The sequence below is a fragment of the Rhizobium sp. WYCCWR 11152 genome, from assembly GCF_013087615.1.
GTDB lineage: Bacteria > Pseudomonadota > Alphaproteobacteria > Rhizobiales > Rhizobiaceae > Rhizobium > Rhizobium indicum.
In genome coordinates this window covers 403,582-427,869 of record NZ_JABFCP010000003.1, presented here as the reverse complement: position 1 = coordinate 427,869, position 24,288 = coordinate 403,582, and the positions used below count along the sequence as shown (strand labels likewise).

Genomic DNA, 24,288 nt, shown 5'->3' with positions numbered 1-24,288 from the left:
GTTCAGCGGATGCGATAGAATTTGGAATCGAACGACCATTTGCCTTGGGCGCCGGTCTCGTCGTCGCCGACGATCCTGAGGCTTCGGGCGAGATCGTAGACATAGTTGAAGGCGGCGCGCTGGCCGACGAGCGGCGTCGGCACGTCCGGCAGGTCGAGCACTTCGATCGGCTTGTCGCTGAGGATGGCAACGACCATGCCGACACCGGCCGGTCCCTCCACCACATATTCGAAACCGGTATAGGGATTGCGCGCATCGGGCACGACCACCGGCCGGGCCGGATCGAGCCGGTTGTCGCCGCTTTTGGCAGTCGGCTTCAGGCCCATCGAGCGCTTGTTCGGGTAAAGCTGCGTCAGCTTGCCGGAGGCGTCGATATCGACCAGGATCAGGTAACCGGACTTCTTGGTGGAGACACGCATCGCGACCTTGTCGCCGATTCTGACCGCGGTGCCGGGCAGCACGTCGACGGCGACGCCGGCCTCATTGTCGCTCTTCAGCGTGTTCTCGACGGCGGCGAGCGGCGTCTTCGCCTCCTCGCCGGTGATGACATCCCGGCCGAGCGCATCCGGCTGGCCATAAAATTGCGGCACCGGCGTGAAGCGGCAGTCTCCCGCATGCGTCCGGCAATATTCGTCGGATTTGCGCCGGACGTAATCGAGCAAAGCGGCATTGCTGACATTCGGTTTGTCGGCTGCGCGCGCCACGCCATCCTGCACGCCTTCGATGAAGCGGCGGGTGAAGACGCCGAGCGGCGGCTTGGCCTCGCTATCGACGAGTGCCCACTGCCCTGCGTTGACGGCCGACCAGACCATGGCGTTTTCGCCTCCGAAGGAGAATTTCGCCTCCTTGCCCGATTTGTTCGGCGGTTCGAGCGCTGCCAGCGCCGGGCCGAGGCAACGCACGGTGCCGGATGGTGCGGCCACCGCGCTGCGGCTGCCGGGCCCGACATGGCAGGCATCGATCAGCAGCGTGACGCGGCGGTCCTTGAGGCTGTTCAGCCGGGCGGCGATCTCCGTTTCGCGGATCTGGTTGGTGACGGTCACCTTGCCGCCCTCGCGCACCAGCTTGGCATCGACTGCCACCAGCGTCGGGCTGGTCGTCGCCTCGGCGCCCATTTCTTCCGAGCCTTGGCCGCTGAAATAGAGAAAGACGCGGCTTCCGGGCGTCGACTGGCGCACCAGCCAGTCGTCGATCTCGGCAAGGATTGCCTCGCGGGTCGCCTTGCGGTTGGTCAGCGTGTGGATCTGCTCCGGGCGGTAGGCGAGCGTCTTGGCGAGGAAGACCTGCATCGCTTTCACATCGGTGGCGGAACCGGTCAGCTTCGCCTCGCGCATCTCGTAATCGTCGATGCCGATCAGCAGCGCGCGGTCGCCGGGCGAGCTTTCGATCACCGGCGTCTGGACGACGGGCGGTTGAACGGCTGGTTCGTCAGCGACGGGCTTGTCAGCCGGCGAGGTATCGCCGGCGGGCGTGTCGGCAGCAGGTGTTTCGGTCGTGCCGGCCGGCGCGGTATCGCCGGCGGGCGGAGTGGTGATGACGAGATTGGCCTCTTCCTGTCCGGACTTCCTCTGCTTCGTCCCGCCACTGGTGGTGGTGGACGCGACCTGATCGCCGGCAGCAGGCCCTTCAACATTCGGCACGTCGCCGTCGGTCTTTGCAGCGATCCAGTCGCGGAAGGCGGCCACACGGGTATAGACGCCGTAATGTTCGGCCTCGGCGCAGCCGGCGCCCCAGCTGACGACGCCGAGCTGGATCCAGCGCTTGTCGGGACGCTGGGCGACGAGCGGTCCGCCGCTGTCGCCCTGGCAGGCATCCTTGCCGCCTTCGGCATAACCGGCGCAGACATTGCGCTCGTCGATCGGGTTCATGCGCATCGAGCTGTCGCGATAGGCGGCGCGGCAGTCCTCGCGCGGCACGATCGGCAGTTCCACTTCCTGCAGCTCGGTCGGCAGATATTTGTCGTCCCAGCCGTGATCGGCCTTGGTGTAACCCCAGCCGGTGACGACGGCCGGGTGGCCCGCGGCCTCTACCTCATCATCCGAGGCCGAGGCGAGGATCGCCGGCTTCGATTTAGCGGGCTCGCTCAGCTTGATGAGGGCGATGTCGTTGGCAAAGACCTTGCGGTCGAAATCCTCGTGGATGATCACCTCTTCCACGGCAAGGCCCGGCTTGTCGGGCCCGTCCACCGCGATCACCTTGTCGATCTTCGACTTGCCCTCGACGATCAGTAGGTCGCGGGCGAAGAGATCCTGCTTGCCGGAGCGGCCGCTGGTGACGCAATGGGCGGCCGTCAATATCCAGCGCGGCGAAATCAGCGAGCCGCCGCAATGGCCGCCGAAGCGGCCGCGTTGTTCGGGGTCGGGCGCCAGGATCTTCACCTGCCAGGGCCATTCACCCTTCTTGGCTGCCTGGCCGCCGATGACACGTCCGCCATCCTCGCCGGCGAAATCGGTATCCTGCTGCGCCAGCACGGGAGTAGCCAGAAGCAGCATGACGGACGCAATATTGAGGACCTTGCTGATCGACGTACTCATAGCTTGGCTCCGGCGGAGGTATAGAGGACCGTAAATCCGACGCGCGCGCCCTCGGGCAGGAAATCGCCGAGGCGCTTGGCGATATTGCCGGCAGCGCGGCGCCTGTCGTTCTGCTTCAGGAATTCGATAAGTTCGGGCATCGGGGCCTCAGAAGTGACGGCGACGAGCAGGTCGGTGCCGAAAGGTGCGACGACGGAAAGGTCGAGATCGAAGGTCTGAGACATCTCAGCATCGACCTCCTTCTCGCCCGGATAGAGGAACTGTACGGTTCCATCGCCGGTGACGTCGAAGAGTGCGAGCTTGCGGCCCGATATATCCGACACCGTGACGCCGACGCGCTCACCTTCGCGATGGACGGTGTCGGAAGGCGTCACGCGCACGGTCTGCGGGTTGGTCTCGGAGAGCCGCTTCAGCGCATCGAGCGCGGCCATCCGGTCGACAACGAAAGGCATGTCGCCGGCGCCGACACCGGAGGCGACGACATCGCCGCCGGCAATCGCCTCGCGCTTTTCCGGATCGAAGACAAGTTCGGCATCAGCACCCCCCGTCAGCTTGAACGGCGTGACGGCGGGATCGATCCCCTGCAGCACCGGCTCGGAGCCGAGAACGGCAATGCTGATCGGCGCGGGCTCGGCGGGCAGCGGAGTGTTTGATTTCTCCGCCGCCGCCTGGGCCCCCGCCCCTTCGTAATGATAGACGACGGCGCGATCGAGATCGGTTCCAGGCGGGCTTTCGGTAAAGATGTTCTGCCGCTGGTTGGTGAACTGATAGACCGCCTGGCGCACATATTCGAACAGTTCGCGGCGGCTGACGGCGCCGTCGCCGTTCCGGTCCGCGGCCCCTTCGAAGGCGCGGGCGGTGGCATAGCTCAACGCACCGCGTTTCTGCGGAATGCCGGGAATTGATATCTCGGGCGACTTGGTGTTGTCGTCGACGGCGGCGAGAAAGGTCAGCCGCTTGAAATCAAAGCCGGTGGACAGCGCATCCGCCGTGGTCGAAATCGGTGCGAGGTCGTCCTCCTCGATCGTATAGGAAGGCGCCTGGCGCCAGGTGATTTCGGCGCCGCGCGGATCGACGTCGCGGGTCATGCCGCCGGCATGGCAGGTATCGGCGATGAAGACCACATCGGCGCCCTTGGCCTCGAGCTTGCGGATCAGCGTCTTGAATTCGTCGCCGAAGATACGCTCGCGCGATCCCGGCAGCCGGGTGTCGAAGCCTGCAAGAATATAGACCTCGTCGCGGCCGCTCGGTTTCGAGCCCTTGACGCGTTCCGGCTCGCTCGACCCATGACCGGCGATGCCGAGCACGACGAGGTCGCCAGGCCCTGCCCGTTCCGTCACGGCCTCGATCGCATGGAAGATCCCCTCGCGGTCGGCAGCGCCATTCTTCAAGAGCGTCATGTCCTCGACGCCGACCGAGCGCAGCGAAAGCGAAAGGTCGTCGGCGTCGGCGACGGCGCCGTGCAGCGGCGGAACGTTGCGGTAGAGGTCGATGCCGATCAGCACGGCCCTGACCGCACCACGCTCGGGCGCCTCGATCACCTTTGCCAGGCTGTCGGTGGCCGCCATGGTGAGGAGGGCAAGTGCTGCGGCCATGGAAACGAATGCGGTCATGGCCAGTTCCCCCTCGCCCGGCCTATTCGCGGCGCCATTCGACGCGGCGGTTCAGTGCATCGACATCGTCTTCGGTGAGGTTTGCGGTTGCCGTGACGTCCACCGGCTCGGAAGCTCCGCGGCCTTCGGCGTCGATTGTCGCGTCGAGGCCATTGCTCTTCAGGAAGTCGGCGACGGCCTGGGCGCGGCGTTCGGAAAGCTTCTGATTATAGTCGTCGCCGCCGCGCCGGTCGGTATGGCCGACGAGTATGATGCGGCCGGGCTTCTGTTCCTTCAGCGCCTCCAGCAATTCCTGGGCGGCTTCGGTGCCGATCGAGGTGAAGCTCGACTTGTTGAAGTCGAAGGTGATCGGAACCGGAATGGAGACCGGCACGATGCCGCGCACATTCTCCGAATAGATGCCGCCGAGCACGCCGCTGCGGTGGTCCTTCTCGGCCGGCACGAAGCTGCCTTCAGGATTGTCGCTCGTCGGGTTGGCGGCAAGGATGCGGGCCTGGGCGGCGCGCTGGATGAGATCGGAGATCGTCTCGGCGGGCGGTGCCTTCGGCGTGCGGGTCTCGTTCTTGATGATCTCGATCGCCTGCTGGTAATCGGCGGCGGCATCGGCGAAGCGGCGTGCGGAGAAATAGATCTCGCCGAGCGTGGCGGATGCCTGCCAGAGCACCTGCGGGCTGTCGGCGGCGACAAGCAGCGGCTCGTAATCGGCGACCGGCTGGTTGGCGGCCATCATCTCCTGGGCAGCGGAAAGCCTGAGGGCCGCGACGCGGCGCTGGGCATTCACCTGGAACTGGCCGCAATCGGCGCTGACGGCGATCGCATCGGCCTCGGCCGCGGCAGCACCGATATCCTTGGCGGCGACGGCCGTGTTCAGCTTGTCGAGAAGGGCGGTGCAAACAGGCGTATCGGCGTTCGCTACCTCGATCTCCTCGCCGGCCTGGGCAGGTTCGGCCGAACGGCCGAGGTTTAGCTGCGGCATCTTGATGCTGAAACCGCCGGGAAGCTTGAACTGCGGCATCTTGATCTGCGGCATCGGCAGTTTCGGCATCTTCGTCTGCGAAGACTGGCTCGGCTGCTTGTACTGCGTGGGCTGCTTATATTGGGTCGGCCGGGTGGATGAGGTGGTGTCGGCCGGACCGATCAGCTCCAGTTCGTCGGCGGCAAGCTCCTGACCGGGCGCCAGGTTGGTGACGATCTTGTATTTCTTCGGCGGCTGCTGTGTTGCCTGCTCGACAGGCTTCGGCGCGACCTTTTTCGGGGCAGCCGGCTTCGGTTTATCCACCACCGTTTCCGGCTTCTTGGCGACTTCCTGTTTCGTTACCGGCTTCGGCTTCGGAGCGGCCGCAGGTTTCGGCGCAACGGGCGGCTTTGCAGCCTGCTCGACCGGTTTGGCTGCGGGGGCGGCTGCGACGGGCGGGATGGCAGCCGGACTATCGACCGTCGTCAGCATCAGCGTCTTGCTGCTGATCTTGGTGCCGAGGCTGCGGGCTTCTTCAAGGCTGCGGGAAACGGCATCCATGCCGCCGTCGATCGAGCGGAACATACCGCTGCCGCTGCCGCCGAGATCGGCGAAGATGGTCAGCGGCTTGGAGGAATAGAAGACTTTGATCTGTTCCTGGCCGACCGGGCCTGAAACCTGCAGCTTGGCGCCGCTTGTCGGATCCGGCACCTGCACGCGCTTGCCGGCGCCGACAAGGGCGTCGGTCTGGTACTTGTTTGGGAAAAGCTTCACGACCGCGCCGTTCGGCGAGACGTTCAGCACCGTGACATAGGCGTTCTCGGTCGACTGGATGAAGAGGCCGACAACTTCGCCGATGGCGTATTTGGCTTCAGCGCGATCGAAGGTGATGCTGACAGGCCCGGTCTGCGCTGGCGCTTCGGTCAATGTGCGTTCGTTCTGCGCCTCGACGGCGGGAACCACCGAAAAGAACGAAAGAAAGGTGGCTGCAGCCAGGATGGCTTTGCGGTTCGGCATTGAAAAACCTCCTCTTCGAACATCTCACACTGTGTTGAAGATGAGAATAGCACTGACTGGCGAAATTGGGATGGTTTCGCCTGTCTTGCTTGAGGGAGGGTTACAAATTATTTGGAGCCTGGAAGAATCCGCCAAGGCAAAGACGTGAGCAAGACTCACGCTTCGGAATAACCGGGGCCTGTTATAGTCCGTTCAACTGCGAGGAGGCGGTTAGTTCTTGGGTTTTTGCCCGGCTGATTTCAAAATCGAGATCAGGTCGCTCATTCCCTCGGGCGAGGAATTGTAGAGCCAGAGAATATCCGGATTGTCGACCGTGAATTCCTTGCCGGGACCCGAGCCCATGTCGCGGCCGGGCGAGGTCGCATCGGGCAGCTTGTCCTCGCCGGGTGCAAGCCCCTTGGCGCGTTCGTGTTCGGCGATGATCGCGGTCGCCGCGGCAAAGGCCTTTTCGTCATGCTGGCGCAGTGCCGCAAGCGAGGGGTTTCGCGCCGCTAGCGCGTCCTCAGCCGGGCCGGAATGCGCGAGCTCAGGTACCTGCAGCGCCAGCAGCAGGCCGATCGACAAGGTTATGAGCCAGGATTTCGTCATCGTCGTCACATCCGTCTTATTGGCGCCACTGCGCGACAAAAGCACGTCGCATTAAAATTGATTCATGCGACGTGCTTTCGCTCTTTGTTTTTATGCATGTCGTTGCCCCGGAACTGCTGCACCCTTCCGGGCGACATGCATAAGCGCCCCGAGAATAGGGAGAGGCCGGAAGGAAGGCAACGGCGCTCGGTGCCAATCGATTGGGAGGGTTGAAATCGGCTGGCAGCGGCGCTTTCGCTCTTTGTTTCATGCATGTCGTTGACCCCGGCCGCACACTTCCGGGCGACATGCATCAGAGGATCTTCAATTGCTGCAGGCTAAGGCGCAGATCGCGCAGCATCTCGCCGAAGATCTCCTCGATCATTCCGGTCGACCAGACGACCATGGTGCCGTAGGGCGAGCGCTTGCGCTGCATGAAGCCTGCCGTCTCGAAATCGATCAACGTCTTGCGGCAAGTCTCGCTCGACATCACCGCGACAAGGAAACGGGCGAGGTTGGACTGGTCGATCGCGCCTGATTTATCAGCCCAGTTCTGGATCAGCCGCGGCTTGGTGTCGGCGGTGAACATCGAGGCGAGCGCACGATCCTGCGAGAGCCCCAGACGCTGCAGCTTGGCCGGATCGCGGGTGAGCGAAACCACGTAATCATTGTGCAGATCGGCGAAGCGTTCGATATCCTCGGCGGTGTTGATGCCGAAGACCTTCATCGAATAGAGGAACTCGGCCATCAGATAGGTCGGCTCCGAGCGCAGCTGCGCCAGATGCTTGTCGTCCTTGCTTGCCGAGGCGGCGCAGACGCGGTCTGAGAAACCTATTCTCGCCGCGCGAACCTGCTCCAGCAAGCTTATGTCGAGCGCCAGTTCGTCACCGTTCCATTCCAGCATAAGCATTTCCTGCCGATAAATCTTCGAGACGATGATCTTGTACTATCGCCGGCGCAGATCTCCAAATCGTTTGGAAAGCAACGGCTTGCTGAGAAGTCATATCTAGCCTACCATTTTTGAAAGACGTGACGGTCTTTGGGGGTCGAGGCAATGCGTAGTTTTGGGTCGCATATCTTGTTTGCCGCGGCACTTGCGGTCGCCTCGCCGGTTTTCGCGAAAGATACGACGATCATCGAGCTTCGCGGCGGCGACGGCGCGCGTTCGGTCGGCATCATCTCTTCCAACGAGGAAGCGGAGGCGTCCGGGCCGGCGGCGATCACCGTTGGCGACGACGGCACCATCTACATCCTCGACCAGAACAACGGCCGCGTGCTTGCCGTCGACGCCGAACGTTCGCAGGCCGATCCCGAGATCCTGCCGCTGCCGGAAAATGCCACGCCGGAGGATCTCGCCGTCGTTCACAACGAACTCTACCTCTGGTCCGACGGCGTCGTGCCGCTCGAGCGCTCCACCGATGCCGACGGCCGATCGCAGACGCTGCGCGCCGTCGACGGCGGCGCTGACGCCGACGACTACACCCGCTCGGTCTTCGCCTCCATGGGCTCGGTATCGCCGGGACCGCTGAACAGCATCATCGACGAGATCGGCCGCAGCACCAACCGGCCCGAGGCCCGCCCGCCGGTCATTCAATATGTGCCGAGCCGCGGGCTCGGCGATATCGTCGCCGAGGTTTCGGCGGCCGCAAACGACAAGGCGGAGATCCTGCTGCGGCGCAGCAGTTCGGAGGAGAATTTCCTTTCGCTGCAGCTGACTTCGGAAGGGCGGATCGGCACCGTCGAACTTCTCGACATCGACACGACAGGCAGGCCCTATGCGCTGGTCGAGCTCGTGCCCGCCGACCGGCCCGAGCGCACCGGCATGCTGGTGGTGCGCTTCACGCCGAACGGGGCGATGGACCGGGTTTACGATCTGCCGATCGAACCGGGCACGGTATTTTCCAGGCGCTTTGTGGCGATCGGCCCGCGCGGCGACGTGCTTTATCTGCGCTCGCAGGAAAGCCGGGCGCAGGTGCTGCGGCTCGACGGTCGGGAGCCCGGCCGCAAGCTCGCCGTCGCCCGCCCGGCCAAGCAGCCGGCGGCCGGCAAGCCCGGCAAGACGCCGAAGGTAGCGATCGTGCCGAAATCGCGCAGCGACGTCATCGAGCGGGCAATCGGCTTCGAGACGCTGAATTGGCTGGTGACATCAACCGCCTATGGCAGGGATCCCGGCCCGGGCTGCGTCAACATGAACCGGCTGCGCCGCCCGATCTACCTGATCGGCAAGCGCGGCCAGACGGTCAAGGGTGTTCCCTACTGCTGGGGCTGCAAGACGCCGCTCGAGAATTTCGTCGGCGGCGTGGAAAAGGGCCAGACCGCCGGCAATGTCTGCACCAAGAGCGCGCCGCAATCCAACATTCTCGGCGTCGACTGCTCCGGTTTCGTCAGCGACGCCTGGGGCCTGAAGATGCACGTTTCGACGCGCGCCATCCCCGGGATCACCAAGCGCCTCTCAGACCCCTGGTCGATGCGGCCGGGCGACGCGCTGAACAAGCCGGGCTCGCATGTGCTGTTGTTCATGCGCTTCACGGCCGATAAGAAGGTGGAGGTGATGGAGGCCTCGCCGAATGCCTGCAAAGGCCGTGTCTGCCGCAATACCTATTCGCTCGGCAGCCTGTTGATGCGCGGCTACCAGCCGGTGCGCTTCAAGGGTCTCGACGGCTGAACGGTGGGAGTCACGCCGCCAGCAATTCAAAGTGTTACAGCGTCCTTTGCGCGTCTTTTCAGACGCGCGGCGCTGTAGGCGCCAGCCGCCGCTTCGCCATTGCTAAAAGCCCATGCGCCGCGACGTGCTCGGCATAGTCCCGATAGGCGGGATCCCGGCTCAGCATGCGTTCTTCGGCGCGGGCGCGCATGACGTAGATAAGACTGACGATCGCCAGCATCCCTGCCCGGACAAGCCCTTCCGCAAGGCCACTGGCGATGAAGCTAGGAGCCGCAAACAGCCACCAGGCGATGTTCTTCGAGACATAGGCCGGATGTTTGATGAAGCGGTAAGGGCCTGATGTGATGATGCCGCGATGCGTGAGGTTTGAGAATCTCGGCCCGAAGGCAACGGTCGCCCAGACATAGATGACGGTGCAGAACAGCGTCGCGACGCTCCAGAGGATGAAGACGGCCGAGCCTTCCCGGATCACGGTCTCCCAGCCCGGCCCCTCGCCATAGGGCACGAAGGCATGCGAGATCGCAGGGAAGAACGGCTCATAACAGATGAGGCAGACGAGCCAGCCGAGTGCCGTCGTCTCCGTTGCCCTGACATGCCATCCGAAAAGCTTGAAAGTCGCGACATAGCCGCCGGCGGCAAGCACGATGTCGAGAAGAAAGGCAAGCTGCAACAGGCCTTCGAACCAGGCCGCCGAGAGCGGTGGAAACGCCCAGGCCGGCTTCTCGGCAAGATCGGAAAGAGCCGCCATGCCGCCCGAGAACATCAGCACGAGAAAGAAGCATTTGATCGCGAGCAGGCGCAATGCGAACAGCACGTCCTCCTCGCGAAAATCCTGCATCAACACCGCGCGCCCGACCTGATTGAGATAATCGTCGGGCTCCTCCGCGACCAGATCGGTGACCGCGACGTAGAGAATGGTGACGCCGGCAAGTGCGATGGAAAGGGGAATAGTGGTGTGCCCAGCCTCGATGATCCATCGGACCGCCGACGACTGCGTGAAAAACGGAAAGATCGAACAGGCGATGACGACCACGCCAAGGAGCGCGGCGAGGCCCACAAGCTTCGTTCCGATGCGACGCCAGAAGATGGCGGGAGCCTCGTTTCGTCTCTTTCGCGATACCCAGGTCGAACGAGCAGCGAATGTGCCGTCGACGGCGATCCACGCCAGGAGAAGGCAGAACACGGCAAGCGCCATTGCCTTGCCGGGCTCAAGCTGCAGATAGGTCGAGAGCGCGATGCCCGTTGCTGCTCCGATGAACGTCACAGCTTGGATCATGACGGACCCTACCTTACCAGGAAGGACCGCCGCTCGAAGAGTTGCCGGAGCTCGACGACCCGCTAGAGCTAGAGCCACCGCCCATGCCGCCGCCAGAGCCACCGCCGCCGGAATTCCCACTGGAACTGTTCTCTGAGCGGACGAAAGCCGGTTGATTGTTCTGTGCGGCCACTCTTCTAATAGTGGGCGTGGTTCTCCTGGTGGGCGTGGCGCTCCTGGCCGCCGGCTCTTCGCTGGCAAACAGCGTCCTGGCGCCAGGATCGAAGATGCAGCTCTGCAGGATTGCGCCGGAACCTGTGATGAATGTCGAGCACAATAGGATGCGGATGATTAGCTTGCTGTTCATGTAGGGCGCCCCCGGACCGCCGTTTCAGAAGAGATCGTACCTCGGATTTCGCTTTACCCATGTCGCTTTTGCAAGCTTGACGAGCCTGTCATCGAGCGACTTGGTCTTCGGAATTGCCTTTTTTTCCTGAGCGGTCAGCTCGGCGGCAAAGGCGGCCTCCGCTTTCTTCTTCGCGGCGCCAGGCATTCTCTTTAATTCCGCCAGCGCCTGGTTCTTGGGATCGCCGCTGCCCGGCATGTTGATGGCGGTCGCCAGCGCGAAATAACGCGCCGCGATTGCAAGGCTGTCGTCGTCCGCGCCCTCTTCCTTCGCGAGCATCGCGCGGTCGAGTGCACCCCAGTAGTCGCCGCGTTCTGCGCCCATCTCCAGCCACTTCACCGCTTCCGCCTTGTCCGCGGTAACCCCGATCCCGTCGCGGTACATGCGTCCGAGATTTGTCGGAGCATGGGGCTGACCGCCCTCCGCCGCCCGCGTGAAAAGATCGAGCGCTTTCGGGAGATCCTCCGGAGCGCCCTTTCCGAAACGGTAGACGAGCGCAAGATTGTTCAGCGAATAGATGTCGTTGCGCTGGACGCCGGCTTCGTAGAAGCGGATACCACGATCTGGGTCGGCCGGAACGTTGACGCCGTTCAGGAAGATATAGCCGAGTTCGTTCATCGCATAGGTATGGCCAAGATCGGCGGCCTGCAGCATCAGGCGCAACCCGAGCTGCTGATCGGCCTTGGTGCCGCGGCCGTGATAGAGGGCTTTGCCGTAGCTGTGCAGGGCGAAGGGATCGCCCTTGGCCGCGCCATCCTTGGCGATCTGGCTTGCCTTGGCCGCATCGCGCGGGACGGAGGCGCCGAACTCATAAAGCCTTGATAGTTCCTGGATCGCCCGGACATGCCCGGCATCCATTGCCTTCCTGATCGTGGCGAACGCCGTTTTGGTATCGCGGTTGGCAAGCTGGGCACGGCCGAGCTGATAGATGAAGCGCGCCACCTCGGGATAGGCCTTCACCGCGTCCATGCAAGCGGGCAGTGCTTCATCGGCGACGATCTCGTTCGGCAGCTTGCCTGCCGTCACGCCCTGCAGGTCGAGCGGAGCCGCGGCCGATGTGTCGCAGGCGTTGAGCGTCGGCTTGAAAGTGATAGTCGCCGGCGGCAAGTCTTCGTTGGCGGCTTGCAGCGTCAGGGCGAAGGGCTGGTTCTCAGTGCCGATCTGCGGCTCGTAGGCAAGCGCCGGGATATCGGCGGCTTCAAGCACATGGCCGAGCCCGATCACCCGGTCGCCGGCGCGCAACGTGCCCTTGTCGGGCAGGGCCGCGATATTGAAGGTCATTTCCGCAGCCGTTTCAGGTGCTTCAGGCAGGCCCGCCTTGACGGGGCCGACGCCGATCGTCGTGTCCACGTCGCGTGGCAGTGTCTTCAAATAGGCATCGGCATCGGCCAGCCGCACTTGCTTTTCCTGTTCGAGCTGGGCGATCTTGGCGCCTGCATCCGCCGAGACGGTGATCGCGACGACACCTTGCGTCGCCTGGCCATAGGGGTCACTCACGGTATAGCCGATCAGGCCAACGGTTCCGGCGGCAACGCCTGATGAATCATAGGTCAACGCAGTTAGTGCCGCGGCTGGCATTTTCGCGCCCTGCTCGACCGGCTTGCCGTCGAAGCTGAGTTTGCCGATCTTGGGAAGCTGGTTGAGGGTGACGAGCAGCGCGGAGCCGGTTTCGTCATGCGGCGGGGCGATCGGCAATTTGGTCGTGGCCGCACCCTCCGGCACGCTCACCTGCTGCATCGGTTCAACGCTTGGCGGCGGCGGCGCCGGAATGAAATAGAAGCTGTCCATCAGCGAGGAGTTTTCCCAGGGGACCTGCTTGCCGCCCGTCATGGCGATCACGTCGCGGCGCACATCGGTTAGGACCTGGCGGATTTCCTTGTTGGGTTCGCTCGCCCGCTTGATGAAGGATTCGGAATAGGGGCTGAGCGCGCCGGTGCCATCGAGCGCCACCTGGCCGGGTTCGGTCGAAAAGGCGATCAGGCTGCCGAGATCGCTGTCGATACGCGCAAGTCCGCGTGTGGCGCCGACCGGCTCCAGTTTTTCCGCCATCCAGAACTTCTGGGCGTTGAAGGGATTGTTGCGGCAGGCGTCGAGGAAGATCAGCTGCACCCGCGAATTCTGCTTGAGATGGTTCAAGATGAGGTCGAGAGGCATGGTCTGCGTCTCGACGTCATAGGGCGTCTCCAGCGTCGCATCGACCGGCACGATGAAATTCTGGCCGCCCACCTGGATGCCGTGGCCCGAATAGTAGATCAGGCCGGCCTCGGCATTGTTGGTCGAACGCAGGAAGCGGCGCACCGTATCTTCGAGCCCGATGCGGTCGACATTGACGCCGATCGTCACATCGAAACCGGCGGCGCGCAACGTGGTCGCGACCTCTTCGACATCATTGGCAGGATTGGGAAGCGAGGGCAGCGTCTTGTAGACCGAGTTGCCGATGACGAGGGCGACGCGGCGCCCGCTCTCCTCGGTGATGGCTGCATGTACCGTGCCTATCGATAGCAGCATTGCTGCGATGATCAGCAGATAAGCGCACAGTCTCTTGACGCAGTGAAACTTGGGCATGGCTCGATCGCAAACATTCTATTGTCTAAGTTCAATAAAATTTGCTGGCCTGCTGGTGCTGGGCCCCCTCCGCATTCACATTTCAAAACTATTCCCCGGCGCTCTAAAAAGCAAGCTTCGCCGCCTCCAAGTGAATTGGAGCAGTCCCGTCAGATTGGAAGCCCGTCGTCGACAAGAAAGACTGTAAAAATCAGGAATTTAACATGCGGCCGGTGAAGGTTCCTTAGCCTCGAAACGTATAGTTGCTGATCGAGGCCGGTTTCATCTCGATGGAGAAGCCCGGCAGGGTGGGCGGCATGTAGGCGGCGTTCTCGATCAGGCAGGGGTCGAGGAAGTGTTCGTGCAGGTGATCGACATATTCGATGACGCGGCCTTCCTTGGTGCCCGACACTGCGACGTAATCGATCATCGACAGATGCTGCACATATTCGCAAAGGCCGACGCCGCCCGCATGCGGCCAGACCGGCAGATCGAACTTGGCGGCAATCAGCAGCACGGAGAGGACCTCGTTCAGCCCGCCCATGCGGCAGGAATCGATCTGCACGATGTCGATCGCGCCCTCGGCGATGAACTGCTTGAACATGATGCGGTTCTGGCACATCTCGCCGGTCGCGACCTTCACCGGGCCGATCGCCTGGCGGATCTTGCGGTGGCCGGCGACGTCGTCGGGGCTTGTGGGTTCCTCGATGAAGAAGGGCTTGGCGAAGGAAAGCGCCTTCACCCAGTCGATCGCCTGCCCGACGTCCCAGACCTGGTTGGCGTCGATCATCAGGTAGCGGTCGGGGCCGATCACCTCGCGGGCGATCCTGAGACGGCGGATATCGTCTTCCAGGTCGCGGCCGACCTTCATCTTGATATGGTTGAAGCCGGCACCGATCGCCTCCTGGCAGAGGCGGCGCAGCTTTTCGTCGCCGTAGCCGAGCCAGCCGGCCGAGGTCGTGTAGCAGGCGTAACCCTCCTTTTCGAGGATGGCGATGCGTTCCGCCTTGCCCGCCTCGGCGCGCTTCAGGATCTCGACCGCCTCGGCGCGCGTCAGCACGTCGGTCAGGTAGCGGTAGTCGACGATATCGGCGATCTCTTCCGGCGACATTTCGGCGACGAGCCGCCAGACAGGCTTGCCGGCCTGTTTGGCGAGAAGATCCCAGACGGCATTGACGACCGCGCCGGTCGCCAGATGAATGGCGCCCTTTTCCGGGCCGATCCAGCGCAGCTGGCTATCGCTGGTCAGATGCCGCCAGAAGGCGCCGGGATGGGCGAGAACTTCTGTGAGGTCGGCGCCGACGACAAGGTGACGCATCGCTTCGATCGCCATGCAGCAAATGTCGTTGCCGCGGCCGATGGTGAAGGTCAGACCGTGGCCGGCAAGATCAGGCGCATCCGTATCGAGAATGACGTAGGCGGCCGAATAATCCGGATCGGGGTTCATCGCATCGGATCCATCCAGGCTTTGCGACGTGGGAAAGCGGAGATCGAAGACACGAAGGTCGGTGATGCGGGTCATGGTGTTTCTCCCGATTATAATGAGCCGATTATAGAGAGCCGATTGCAGTGGCCGGGCCGGCCGGCAAGACTGCCGGGCCGGCCGCATCCGCTGAAATCAGATTGTCCAGCCACCGTCGATGGCGATCGCCTGGCCCGACGTGTAGGTCGCGCCGGCGAGATAGACGGCGAGATCGGCGATCTCTTCCGGCGAGCCGAGCCGGCCCATCGGCTGGCGGGCGATGAAGGCAGCGCGCGCTGCATCGTAATCGCCCTGCGCCCGCATGCGATCCTGCAGCGACGGGCTTTCCACCGTGCCGGGGCAGATGGCGTTGCAGCGGATGCCCTGACCGACGTAATCGGCGGCGACGGCTTTGGTGAGTCCGATCACCGCCGCCTTGGTGACGCCATAGGCGAAGCGGTTCGGCACGCCCTTGATGCTGGAGGCGACGGAGGCCATGTTGATGATCGCCCCGTCCTTGCGCTCGATCATGCCGGGCAGCACGGCGCGGATGGTGCGGATCATCGCCTTGACGTTGAGGTCGAAAGCGAATTCGAGATCGGAATCCGTCATCTCGAGGATTGAGCCGGCATGGACGAAACCGGCGCAGTTGAACAGCACGTCGACGGCTCCGATCTCGGCGACCAGAGCCTTGACCGCATCCTCTTCGAGCACGTTCAGCTTATGGGTGGAGACGCCGGTTTGCGCAGCAAGCGTCGCCAGCGCCTCGGTGTTGATATCAGTCGCGTGAACCTTGGCGCCGATTGCGGCAAAGGCTGCCGCCGTCGCCCGGCCGATGCCCTGGCCGGCGGCGGTGATGAGAACGGTCTTGCCGGAAAGTCTGTTTGTCATATCACGGGCCTTTTCTGGGATGTCTACGCTGGACGATGGAGTGCGGTTGATGTCTTGGCGAAGCTCGGTCGTGATAGAACGCATCATCGTCCGCCATTCGCTCTCTTTGCGCGTTTCGACCGGGTTCTGGCAAGATGCGCGCGGCTCTCTCCATTAAATGGAGGAGTTGCCACGGTTGCAAAGGCGGGCCGGCGCCGGATCCCACCGATCGGCTGCATTTTAGTCGACCTTCGCCGGCTCCAGGGCCGATGACCATTCCCATGCGCTGCATGGTCTTCCTCCCTGTCGCCGCCCTGTTCTTCAGTGATGATTTGTCTGTTTATAGACAAACAGACGATTGGCCAAGGGTCAAGTGCGAAGTTTTCCTTTTCCGGCTGCGGTTCTGCGTATATGCAGGGTGATATTCACAGGGGGAAGGAATGGAGACCGACGAGTCCGACCGCTACCGCGCTCCTGCCCTCGACAAGGGCCTCGATATCCTGGAACTGCTCGCCGGCGTTGACAGCGGTCTCACCCAGGCCGAAATCGCCAAGCGGCTCGACCGCAGCCCCAACGAATTCTACCGCATGCTCGATCGCTTGGTACGCCGCGGTTACGTCACCCGGCTGGATGGCGACCGCTACTCGTTGACGCTGAAGCTCTTCGGCCTTGCGCAGCTGCACGCGCCGGTGCGTCGGCTCGCCTCTTACGCCACCCCGCTGATGCGCGATCTTGCCCAGCGCACGCGCCAGGCCAATCACCTTGCCGTCTTCGATAGGGGTGCTGCCGTCGTCATCGCCCAGCAGGAGGCGCCGGACTATTGGGGGTTTTCGATCCGCATCGGCGCCCATATCAGCCTCTTCGACACCGGGTCTGGGCACGTGCTGCTGGCCTTCCGCAGCGAGGAGGAGCGGGAGATGATGGTCTCCGAACATGTGCGCAGCCGCGCGGGCGTCGAACTCGGGCCCGAATTCTACGACCGTCTCGACCAGATCCGCGAGCGCGGCTACGAGATGATGGCGAGCGCCCAGACATCCGGCGTCTACAATCTCTCCGCTCCCGTTCTCGGGCCGGACCGCCGCTGCATTGCCGCCCTCACCTGCCCCTTTATCGCACTCGTCAATGCGCCGTCCGCTCCCGATATCACTCAGGCGATCACATTGGTGCAGAAGGCGGCGGCCCAGCTTTCGCTGCTTGCCGGCGCCGATGTCGTCAATTCCGGCTGACGGCTGGGAATTTCTATTTGAATAATCCATTCACCAGGGATAGTTTCACGACACCATTCTGGGAGGAAGAGCGTGTTCATCGACACCCATCTGCATATCATCGATCGCTCGGCGCTGCCCTATCCCTGGCTCTCCGGCGCGCCTGATCTCGATCATGATTTCCTCTACGAGACCTATGCGACCGAGGCCCGGCGCTGCGGCATCACCACGGTGCTGCATATGGAGGTCGATGTCGATCCCGCCGCCATGCAGGCCGAGACCGATCACATCGCCAGGATCGCCAAACGGGAAGGCAGTCTGATTGCCGGCGCCATTGTCTCCTGCCGGCCGGAAGAGCAAGGCTTTGCCGCCTATCTCGAGCGGCAAAAGGCCGATCCCTTCGTCAAGGGGTTCCGCCGCGTGCTGCATGTCGTGCCCGATGATGTCTCCGAAGGCGCCCTGTTTCGCGAAAACATCAGGCGCATCAGCGGCAGCGGCCTGACCTTCGACCTTTGCACCTTGCCGCATCAAGCGGACCGTGTGACCGCCCTCGTCGATCTTGCGCCCGACGTGCAGTTCGTACTCGACCATTGCGGCGTGCCGGATATCCGCTCGGATGCCTTTGAGCCGTGGAGGGCCGGCATATCGGAGATCGCCCGGCGGCCGAACGTCGTCTGCAAGATTTCCGGCGTTATCGCCTATGCCGATGCGAAGACATGGACGGCGCAAACGCTGCAGCCCTATATCGAACATGTGACCGCAAGTTTCGGCTGGCACCGCGTCGTCTGGGGCAGCGACTGGCCGGTCTGCACGCTCGGTGGCGGCCTCTCTACCTGGGTCGCGGCGACCCATGCGATGCTTTCCGGCGTGAGCGAGGCGGAGCGTTCCAAGTTGCTTTTCGCTAACGCACAGCGCCTCTGGTCGCTCTGACGTCACAAAATAAAGCGACCGGTCTCCTGGACGTGCCATTTCGGCATGTTTTTTGTACCATTCCGGGACAAAAAGGGCCCGATTTTCGGGTTTAACTCTATCTACATGCAAGCAATTGCTAGCCTTATTTATCTCGGCTAAAAGTTGTTGACACGGATATGGCGAATAACCCCTTGTCCGCTGCCTTCAGAAGGGAAATGAGATGAAAGAAGAACCGCATTCCGTCGATGTTCACGTCGGAAAGACGATCCGCATCCAGCGTCTATTAAGGAAAGTTTCTCAGACGGAACTGGGCGATCGTGTGGGCGTAACGTTCCAGCAGATCCAGAAATACGAAAAGGGTTCCAACCGCGTTTCCGCCAGCATGCTGGTCGAAATCGCCGGCGCGCTCAAGGTCGATGTCAGGACGTTTTTCGACGATCTGTCGACCCCTGATACGGCCAACGACAACGCCGCTCCCAGCGAGGAATTCGTTATTTCGCGCGAAGGCGTGCTTCTCAATGCGGCGTTCTTTTCGATCAAGAACGAAGCGCTTCGCAAGAAGATCCTGAAGCTCGTCCAGGCGATTGCCAACACCGGACAGCTGGATACTGAAGCGGCCGAATAGACCGGTTATCCTTCACGCGCTCCGAACGGACCGCATGAGGATCAATGGCGGTTGATCGAGATCAATAGCAATCGATCGGGCTCAATGGCGATCGATCAGGATCAGATTCTCGCTGGCATCCTTCATTGCGATCTTGGCTTTGCTGCCGAGCAGCTTCTCGAGATTGACGTCAAGCTCCCTGTCGGGGTCTATGCCGTCCCAATCGATGACGACCTGCAGCAGCGCCATGTTCGTCAGATGCGTCAGATTGCGCAGCTGAAGCTTTTCAGCCTCATCCTTGGCCGCCGACAGCAGCCGGAAGATCCTTGCATATTCGCTGCCGGTACCTTCGTTGTGTTGTTCAAACATCGTTCCCGCCCTCTTTGGTCGTGGAACCCTACGATTCCATCATTACTGCATCTTCCGCCGCGACCGTTATTCAAGCGTTACAGGAACCGCATTGCGCGTGACTTCGGCGTGCAGGAGCTCCCAGTGCGAGGTCGCAGCAAAGCGCCAGTCACGGTTGGCAGGGCGGAATTTGTCCCGGCGCAGCCATTCCAGCACCAGTAACGCGTCGTTGCGCTTGCGCTCGACACGGCTGCCGCGGATGGCGGCGAGGATATGGTCGCGACGCGGCTTGCGGAAATGGCACTCGTCGGCCACCTTCGCATAGGTGCGCTCGGAGAAATGCAGGAAGCGGCCGGCCAGCAACAGCTTCTTGCGCTCGCCGGGCGAAATCTCGCCTTTGGCGTGAAGCGCATCGATGGTCGGCTCGAAATCGACCCAGGGAACGGAAAGCGGCAGCCAGCCGAGCTCCTGCGGCGCATGCACCAGCGCGACGGCCTCGTCGTCGAGCAGCCGTCCGGACTCGTAATCTTCGAAGATCGAGCCCAGCCCGACCATGCCGAAGGGCTCGCATTCGGCTGCCCGCAACGCGCCCATGCTGGCGCCGCCGGCAACGGCGACATCGTGTTCGAGTGCGTAAAGTATTTCCTTGTGCCAGACCGAAGGCAGATCGCCGAAATAGCCGTCGACGAGACCGATCGCGGTGGCGCCGTCCTGAACGGCCTTCAGGATGTCGCCGGCGGCGGCCGGCGGCCGGAAATTGATGCGAGGAGACATGGCCCTTGCCGCGGCAAGATCGCTGCCAAGGCTCGGGCCGACGAACAACACCTTCATGATTCGGCTCCTCTCATAGTGTTGACGGCGCGCAGGCCGAGCTGGACGTATTGGCCTGAGATATCGACCTCCAGTCCCGGCACGATCACCCTGACGACCGAGATCGGCAGGCCCGGGTGCGGAAATGGCACGACGACGATCTGCTTGATGCCGGTCGCCACCAGCCGGTCGGCAATATGGCCGATGGTTTCCTGGATTGTCGCCGGGCGGCGATCGCGGGCCTGGAACGAGCGCGTCCGGCCGTCGCCCTCGCAGAGTTCGACCACCTGCTGCATCGCCGCACTCCTGTCGAGCCGCTGATAGATGCGCGGCGAAAAATCGTCGCGGCTGCCGGCAATCGCGGTCAGCCGGCTCTGCGCCGCTTCGGTGATGGCGCGCAGCGCGGCGCGCACGGGATCGGGGTGGCAGCCACAGCCACCGCAGACATGCGACCAGCGCGCGTCGACACGGTCGGAAAGGTTGCCTGGCATGATGACGGCCAGAAAAGCAGGCACGCCGATATCCGTCGTCATGTCGAGCAACAGCAGTTTCATGCCGGCGCGGGTGATCCGGTCGGTCATGACGTCGATGACCGCATCGCCGAAGGAGGCGGGGTCGATGCGGCTCTCCTTCAGGCGCTCGGGCGATTTCAGCTGGGTCAAGGCCCAGGCGTCGCGCTCCACCAGCTCGCAAAGCCCATGCAGGACCGCTTCAGACGGCGTGTTGCCGGAGGCAAGCCCATCGCTCGACTGCTCGAAGCCCGGCGGCCTCTCGCCGCGATGGTCGAGACCGACGAGCCACCAGGGCACGAAGACGCTGCTGCCGGAAAGAATGTCGAGCCCGGAGCACCAGGGAATGGGACCTCTGCCGATTTCGTCGGGCGCGCAGCGTGCGACATTGTCGAGATCGATCATCGCGGCACGCTCCGCCCGCATGCTCTCGACCGTCGCCTGCGTCAGGTCGGTGGGGGCAATTTCGGCGATCCGCGTCTCGACTGCTTCCATCGCCGCCGAGGCCATGGCGGCATCGTTGTCGATACCCTTGCCCTGAAAGACCGACAGCGTATGGCTGTTCGGCCTCGTTGCGAAGGCGACGGGGATGTTCACAACGTCGAGTGCGGTCAGCAGACCGACGCGCGTAATGCCGAATTCGCGCATATGCGGCCTGATGGCCGCCAATGTCTGAGCCGGCGTGACGGCGCGGTCATGATAGTCGCTGACGCCGGCCGATGATCGTTTGAGGTCACCGGCAAGCGCTTCAAGGTCGGTGAAAGCAGACATACCGATTTGTTCCTTAGCGGAACCTCAGCGCATGTGTCAGGCTCTCGAGCGCATTGGCGGAAACGGTGAGCTCGTCCTGCTTCATGGCTGCCTTGGCGGCTGCAGAGAAGCGCAGTGACTGTGTCTGAGCTGCGGTGGTGTCAGCATTCGTCTTCATGTTTCATCTCCGATTGGTTAGGCAGCGCCTTGCTGCCGTTAACCTTCGGAGGGAAACATTGCCTGCGTCATTTAAGCGTTACAGGCTTCATTAAAAGGCGGTGCATCAGGGAAGTCCGGCAAGTTGCAGGCCCTGTATCAGCGGTTCCGTATAGGCGGGATCGCGATCTGGGACGAAATGACGGATGTCCTCACTGCGGAAATCGGGGAAGTTTTCCAACACTATCCTGGCGTAATTCCCAGCCTTGCCCCTATCGCCTGCCATGGCATGCGAGGCGGCGAGCAGACGGGCCGTTGCCTGCTTCGCCTTCACCGGTTCCAGCGCCTCGATCGCCATTTCATATTCTTCGCGCATGAAGTGGATGCCGCCGAGGTTCCAGTAATAATAGTCCGGCGGCAGCGGATTGAGTTTGAAGGCAGCGCGGCTGAGCTCCAGAGCTCGATCGAAATCGCCATCATGGGAAAGCGCGTCGGCATAGTCGGCCAGGATGTCGGCATCGTTGGGATTGAGATCCTGGGCTTGCTGAAAATATTCCAGGCTTTCGTCGAAGCGGCGCCGATAAAGCGCCACGAAGCCGAGCTCGCGATAGGCCCGGCCGCTGTTCGGGTCGGACTGCTGTGCCTGCCGGGCAGCGCCGTTCGCTTCGTCGAGCAGTTCCTTGTCCCGCATGCCGCGGATCAGCCATTCCATGCCGAGCGCGCGTGACATGCCGGCATGGGCGGCGGAGAAATGTTCATAACGATTGAGCGAGGATTTGAACCATTTGCGCGCCTGGCGCAGATGCTGCAAGTCGGTCTGGGCGATCAGCCGCTTGCCTTCCAGGTAGAGACGGTAGGCGGACGGCGGCACGTCGCCGATCGGCATCGCCAGTTCGTGACGCTCGATCGTGTCGGCAAGCGAGGATACGATCCGTCGCGTCAGATGCGCGAAGGATTCGCTGATCTTCTGCATGACCAGCGGCAGTTCGATGGCCCAGATCACCTCCGATGTCGTCGTCCGCGTCAGCCGGCAGGTCGCATAGACATCCTCGTCGCGGCCCTGGATGGTGACGTAGACCGCATAGTCGAAGCTGAGGTCGAGCGGACCGGGCACGGCACGGGACGGATCGATCGAACGGCTGAGGATTTCCAGGCTCGTATGCGCCGCGATCACCTTGAAGCCGCGCTGCTGGCTGAGGCCGATGGTGACGTCTTCGAGAAGCGCCCTGCCGACGCGCTCCATCAGCGGATCGGTGAAGATGCTTTCCGGCGGCAGGATGATGATACGCGGCTGACCAAGCGGACCGACGGAAAGGTTAGGCGCCGACTGAGGATGTCCCGACGTTGCCTGTGCTGCCGGCACCAGGTTAAGTTCGCGGGCAAGAGCGGTGGTGCTTTCTTCCGGCTCGGTGTCGAAGTCGTCCTTCAGCTGGCTCTTGCACTTCAGATAGGCCTGACGCGCCGCTGCCGGATCGTTCATCCTGACATAGGTGCGCATCAAGGCGCGATAGGCCGTCTCGCTGGCAGGGTCGAGTTCCAGCAGGCGCCTGGCAAGCGTGACCTGCTCTTCATCCGATCTGTCTTCTGATGTCTCGACCAGCCGGGCGAGATGGGCGGAGCGCAACTCGTCGACCCGCTGGCGCTCAAAGGTCAGCCAGTCCTCGGCGCCCTGCGTCGGCGATTTGACGCCTTCGAGCAAGTCGCCGTTCAGCAGGTCGCCGTCTTCGGGTGCGAGCGGCCTTTTCTGTTTCAGGATATGAACGTCGACCTCCCAGCCATCGGCAAGGCCGATATGTGTTCGGGTCGCGGCAAGCAGCGGTGGAAGGCCGGCGGGAATGCTTTGTTCGATGCGCGCCAGCAGTTGGCGAAGGCTGCCCGCCCGCTTTTCCGGCAGCTCCGATTGCCAGAGTTGTCGCCTGACGGTTTCGCGGTCGAGTTCGAAATTGGGTTCGGCGGCGAGCATGGCGAGGAGAAAATAAGACTTCTCCGGCAAGGGGAGTTCCTTCCCCGCCGCCATCAATCGCGGTCTTCCGAGCAGGCACAGCCTGTTCGTCAGCATCTGCCGGATGTCCATCGCATCTCGGTTCTCACCCCTGAAAGCCAAGGCGCACAAGCGCACCGGCGGTCAAGAAATCATGTTAAAGCTATAAAGCCGCCGCGCATAGCGGCTTTGCTATAAAAAGAAGAAATTTCAGCGACTATTTGCATTTTCGCGTGTCGCTCGCCGAGAAGATGCTTTGCCGATATTTTAGATGGCAGACGTTTTGCGCTCCCTGGCGGCAGGTTATTAAGCTGTCGACGGTCCTTGTCACCCGCTATTCCCAACCAAGTCGCGGCCGCGCTACAGGCCGAGCGCCTTGATGTGCTCGATCGAACGCCGGGCGAAGCGGCGCCAGTCGGCCGGATTGTCATGCTCGGTGACGATATGCTCAGCTTTTGTCTCGCGGAAGAGTGGTACGAATTTTTCCCAGTCGATGATACCGTCGCCGGTCGCAGCCCAACCGTCTTCCGTGGTGGTGCCCTTCGGCGCCATGTCCTTCATCTGGATAGCGATAATGCGGTCGGCGAACCTCTTCAGTTCGGCGGCCGGATCGGCGCCGGCGCGGGTGATCCAGCCGCAATCGATCTCGAACCCGACAGTGTCGCCACCACCAGCGAAGATATGGTCGATCGGCCGCGAACCGTCGGCCAGCGCAAGGAATTCGAAATCGTGATTGTGCCAGGCAACCTTGAGCCCGTGTTCCTCCGCCTGCTCAGCGCCTTCAGCCAATTGCGCGCCGAGGTTCTTCCAATAATTCGCCGTCGTGCCGCGCTTTTCCGGCGCGACATAGGGCGGGATCATGATGGTGGCGCCCATCGTCAGCGCGATGTCGATGAAGCGCTGCGGCTCCTCGACCAGCCCTTTCAGCGGCATGTGAAAGCAGTGGCATTTCAGCCCGGCGTCGTCGAGCGCCGTGCGGAAAGCCTTGGCATCGGCCTCGTAGGCCGGAAGCCAGGGTTCGATCGCGTCGTAGCCGAAAGCCTTCAGCTCGGGAAACTGGGCAAAAAGCGGCGGAAAATTGCGCGAAGAGTAAAGCTGGTAGGAGATCGGATAGGTCAAGTCTTT

At 62.6% G+C, this 24,288-nt stretch carries 19 protein-coding genes; 4 read left to right on the top strand and 15 right to left on the bottom strand.

All coding sequences use genetic code 11. The annotated features are described in order from the left end of the window. Nucleotides 1-2: 2 nt before the first annotated feature. The 5 genes from G9X67_RS04410 to G9X67_RS04390 form a co-directional block, all read right to left on the bottom strand. Nucleotides 3-2,534, bottom strand: coding sequence for a trypsin-like serine protease (locus tag G9X67_RS04410; RefSeq protein WP_171598202.1), 2,532 nt, complete (start codon nucleotides 2,532-2,534; stop codon nucleotides 3-5). Then, nucleotides 2,531-4,147 (bottom strand): caspase family protein, encoded by a 1,617-nt coding sequence (locus tag G9X67_RS04405; protein ID WP_171598201.1) that lies wholly within the window; start codon nucleotides 4,145-4,147, stop codon nucleotides 2,531-2,533. Before G9X67_RS04405 ends, G9X67_RS04410 begins: the two co-directional genes overlap by 4 nt. A 22-nt stretch (nucleotides 4,148-4,169) precedes the next feature. Next, nucleotides 4,170-6,119: a DUF4384 domain-containing protein gene (locus G9X67_RS04400; RefSeq protein ID WP_171598200.1), complete on the bottom strand. Its 1,950-nt coding sequence runs from the start codon at nucleotides 6,117-6,119 to the stop codon at nucleotides 4,170-4,172. 210 nt (nucleotides 6,120-6,329) lie between these two features. Continuing rightward, nucleotides 6,330-6,707 (bottom strand): hypothetical protein, encoded by a 378-nt coding sequence (locus G9X67_RS04395; RefSeq protein ID WP_072642054.1) that lies wholly within the window; start codon nucleotides 6,705-6,707, stop codon nucleotides 6,330-6,332. A 292-nt stretch (nucleotides 6,708-6,999) separates the two neighbouring features. After that, entirely contained in the window at nucleotides 7,000-7,590 is a 591-nt protein-coding gene (locus G9X67_RS04390; protein ID WP_130750858.1) for a hypothetical protein, read from the bottom strand. 150 nt (nucleotides 7,591-7,740) lie between these two features. On the opposite strand from G9X67_RS04390, the gene G9X67_RS04385 reads away from it, so the two are divergent. Next, nucleotides 7,741-9,351: a hypothetical protein gene (locus tag G9X67_RS04385; protein ID WP_171598199.1), complete on the top strand. Its 1,611-nt coding sequence runs from the start codon at nucleotides 7,741-7,743 to the stop codon at nucleotides 9,349-9,351. Nucleotides 9,352-9,409: 58 nt separating this feature from the next. On the opposite strand, the gene G9X67_RS04380 is transcribed toward G9X67_RS04385, so the two are convergent. The 4 genes from G9X67_RS04380 to G9X67_RS04365 all read right to left on the bottom strand — a co-directional run bounded on the left by G9X67_RS04380 (nucleotide 9,410) and on the right by G9X67_RS04365 (nucleotide 15,909). Continuing rightward, nucleotides 9,410-10,627 (bottom strand): isoprenylcysteine carboxylmethyltransferase family protein, encoded by a 1,218-nt coding sequence (locus tag G9X67_RS04380; protein ID WP_171598198.1) that lies wholly within the window; start codon nucleotides 10,625-10,627, stop codon nucleotides 9,410-9,412. A gap of 370 nt (nucleotides 10,628-10,997) precedes the next feature. Then, complete coding sequence (locus G9X67_RS04375; RefSeq protein ID WP_171598197.1) at nucleotides 10,998-13,577, bottom strand: caspase family protein; 2,580 nt, start codon at nucleotides 13,575-13,577, stop codon at nucleotides 10,998-11,000. 223 nt (nucleotides 13,578-13,800) lie between these two features. Then, complete coding sequence (locus tag G9X67_RS04370; protein ID WP_171598196.1) at nucleotides 13,801-15,078, bottom strand: L-fuconate dehydratase; 1,278 nt, start codon at nucleotides 15,076-15,078, stop codon at nucleotides 13,801-13,803. A 96-nt stretch (nucleotides 15,079-15,174) separates the two neighbouring features. Continuing rightward, nucleotides 15,175-15,909, bottom strand: coding sequence for an SDR family oxidoreductase (locus G9X67_RS04365; protein ID WP_138389844.1), 735 nt, complete (start codon nucleotides 15,907-15,909; stop codon nucleotides 15,175-15,177). 419 nt (nucleotides 15,910-16,328) lie between these two features. On the opposite strand from G9X67_RS04365, the gene G9X67_RS04360 reads away from it, so the two are divergent. The 3 genes from G9X67_RS04360 to G9X67_RS04350 all read left to right on the top strand — a co-directional run bounded on the left by G9X67_RS04360 (nucleotide 16,329) and on the right by G9X67_RS04350 (nucleotide 18,630). After that, nucleotides 16,329-17,114 (top strand): IclR family transcriptional regulator, encoded by a 786-nt coding sequence (locus G9X67_RS04360; RefSeq protein ID WP_171598195.1) that lies wholly within the window; start codon nucleotides 16,329-16,331, stop codon nucleotides 17,112-17,114. Between the two features lie 72 nt (nucleotides 17,115-17,186). Next, on the top strand, nucleotides 17,187-18,023 hold the full coding sequence (locus G9X67_RS04355) for an amidohydrolase family protein (RefSeq protein WP_171598194.1): 837 nt from the start codon (nucleotides 17,187-17,189) through the stop codon (nucleotides 18,021-18,023). A gap of 202 nt (nucleotides 18,024-18,225) precedes the next feature. After that, the gene (locus G9X67_RS04350) at nucleotides 18,226-18,630 is read left to right on the top strand and encodes a helix-turn-helix transcriptional regulator (protein WP_025397650.1); all 405 of its coding nucleotides are present in this window, start codon (nucleotides 18,226-18,228) and stop codon (nucleotides 18,628-18,630) included. Between the two features lie 81 nt (nucleotides 18,631-18,711). Here G9X67_RS04350 and G9X67_RS04345 read toward each other — a convergent pair whose 3' ends face one another. The 6 genes from G9X67_RS04345 to G9X67_RS04320 form a co-directional block, all read right to left on the bottom strand. After that, nucleotides 18,712-18,978 (bottom strand): hypothetical protein, encoded by a 267-nt coding sequence (locus tag G9X67_RS04345; RefSeq protein WP_138331511.1) that lies wholly within the window; start codon nucleotides 18,976-18,978, stop codon nucleotides 18,712-18,714. A 66-nt stretch (nucleotides 18,979-19,044) separates the two neighbouring features. Continuing rightward, nucleotides 19,045-19,788, bottom strand: a complete 744-nt coding sequence (locus G9X67_RS04340; protein ID WP_171598193.1) for a TfuA-like protein — start codon at nucleotides 19,786-19,788, stop codon at nucleotides 19,045-19,047. Next, nucleotides 19,785-21,047 carry a YcaO-like family protein gene (locus G9X67_RS04335; RefSeq protein WP_171598192.1) on the bottom strand — a complete coding sequence of 421 codons (1,263 nt, stop codon included), beginning with the start codon at nucleotides 21,045-21,047 and terminating at the stop codon, nucleotides 19,785-19,787. Before G9X67_RS04335 ends, G9X67_RS04340 begins: the two co-directional genes overlap by 4 nt. A gap of 13 nt (nucleotides 21,048-21,060) precedes the next feature. Then, complete coding sequence (locus tag G9X67_RS04330; RefSeq protein WP_171598191.1) at nucleotides 21,061-21,204, bottom strand: hypothetical protein; 144 nt, start codon at nucleotides 21,202-21,204, stop codon at nucleotides 21,061-21,063. Between the two features lie 105 nt (nucleotides 21,205-21,309). Further along, nucleotides 21,310-23,256, bottom strand: a complete 1,947-nt coding sequence (locus G9X67_RS04325; protein ID WP_171598190.1) for a BTAD domain-containing putative transcriptional regulator — start codon at nucleotides 23,254-23,256, stop codon at nucleotides 21,310-21,312. A 267-nt stretch (nucleotides 23,257-23,523) separates the two neighbouring features. Beyond that, nucleotides 23,524-24,282 carry a sugar phosphate isomerase/epimerase gene (locus tag G9X67_RS04320; RefSeq protein WP_138331515.1) on the bottom strand — a complete coding sequence of 253 codons (759 nt, stop codon included), beginning with the start codon at nucleotides 24,280-24,282 and terminating at the stop codon, nucleotides 23,524-23,526. Between the last annotated feature and the right edge of the window lie 6 nt (nucleotides 24,283-24,288).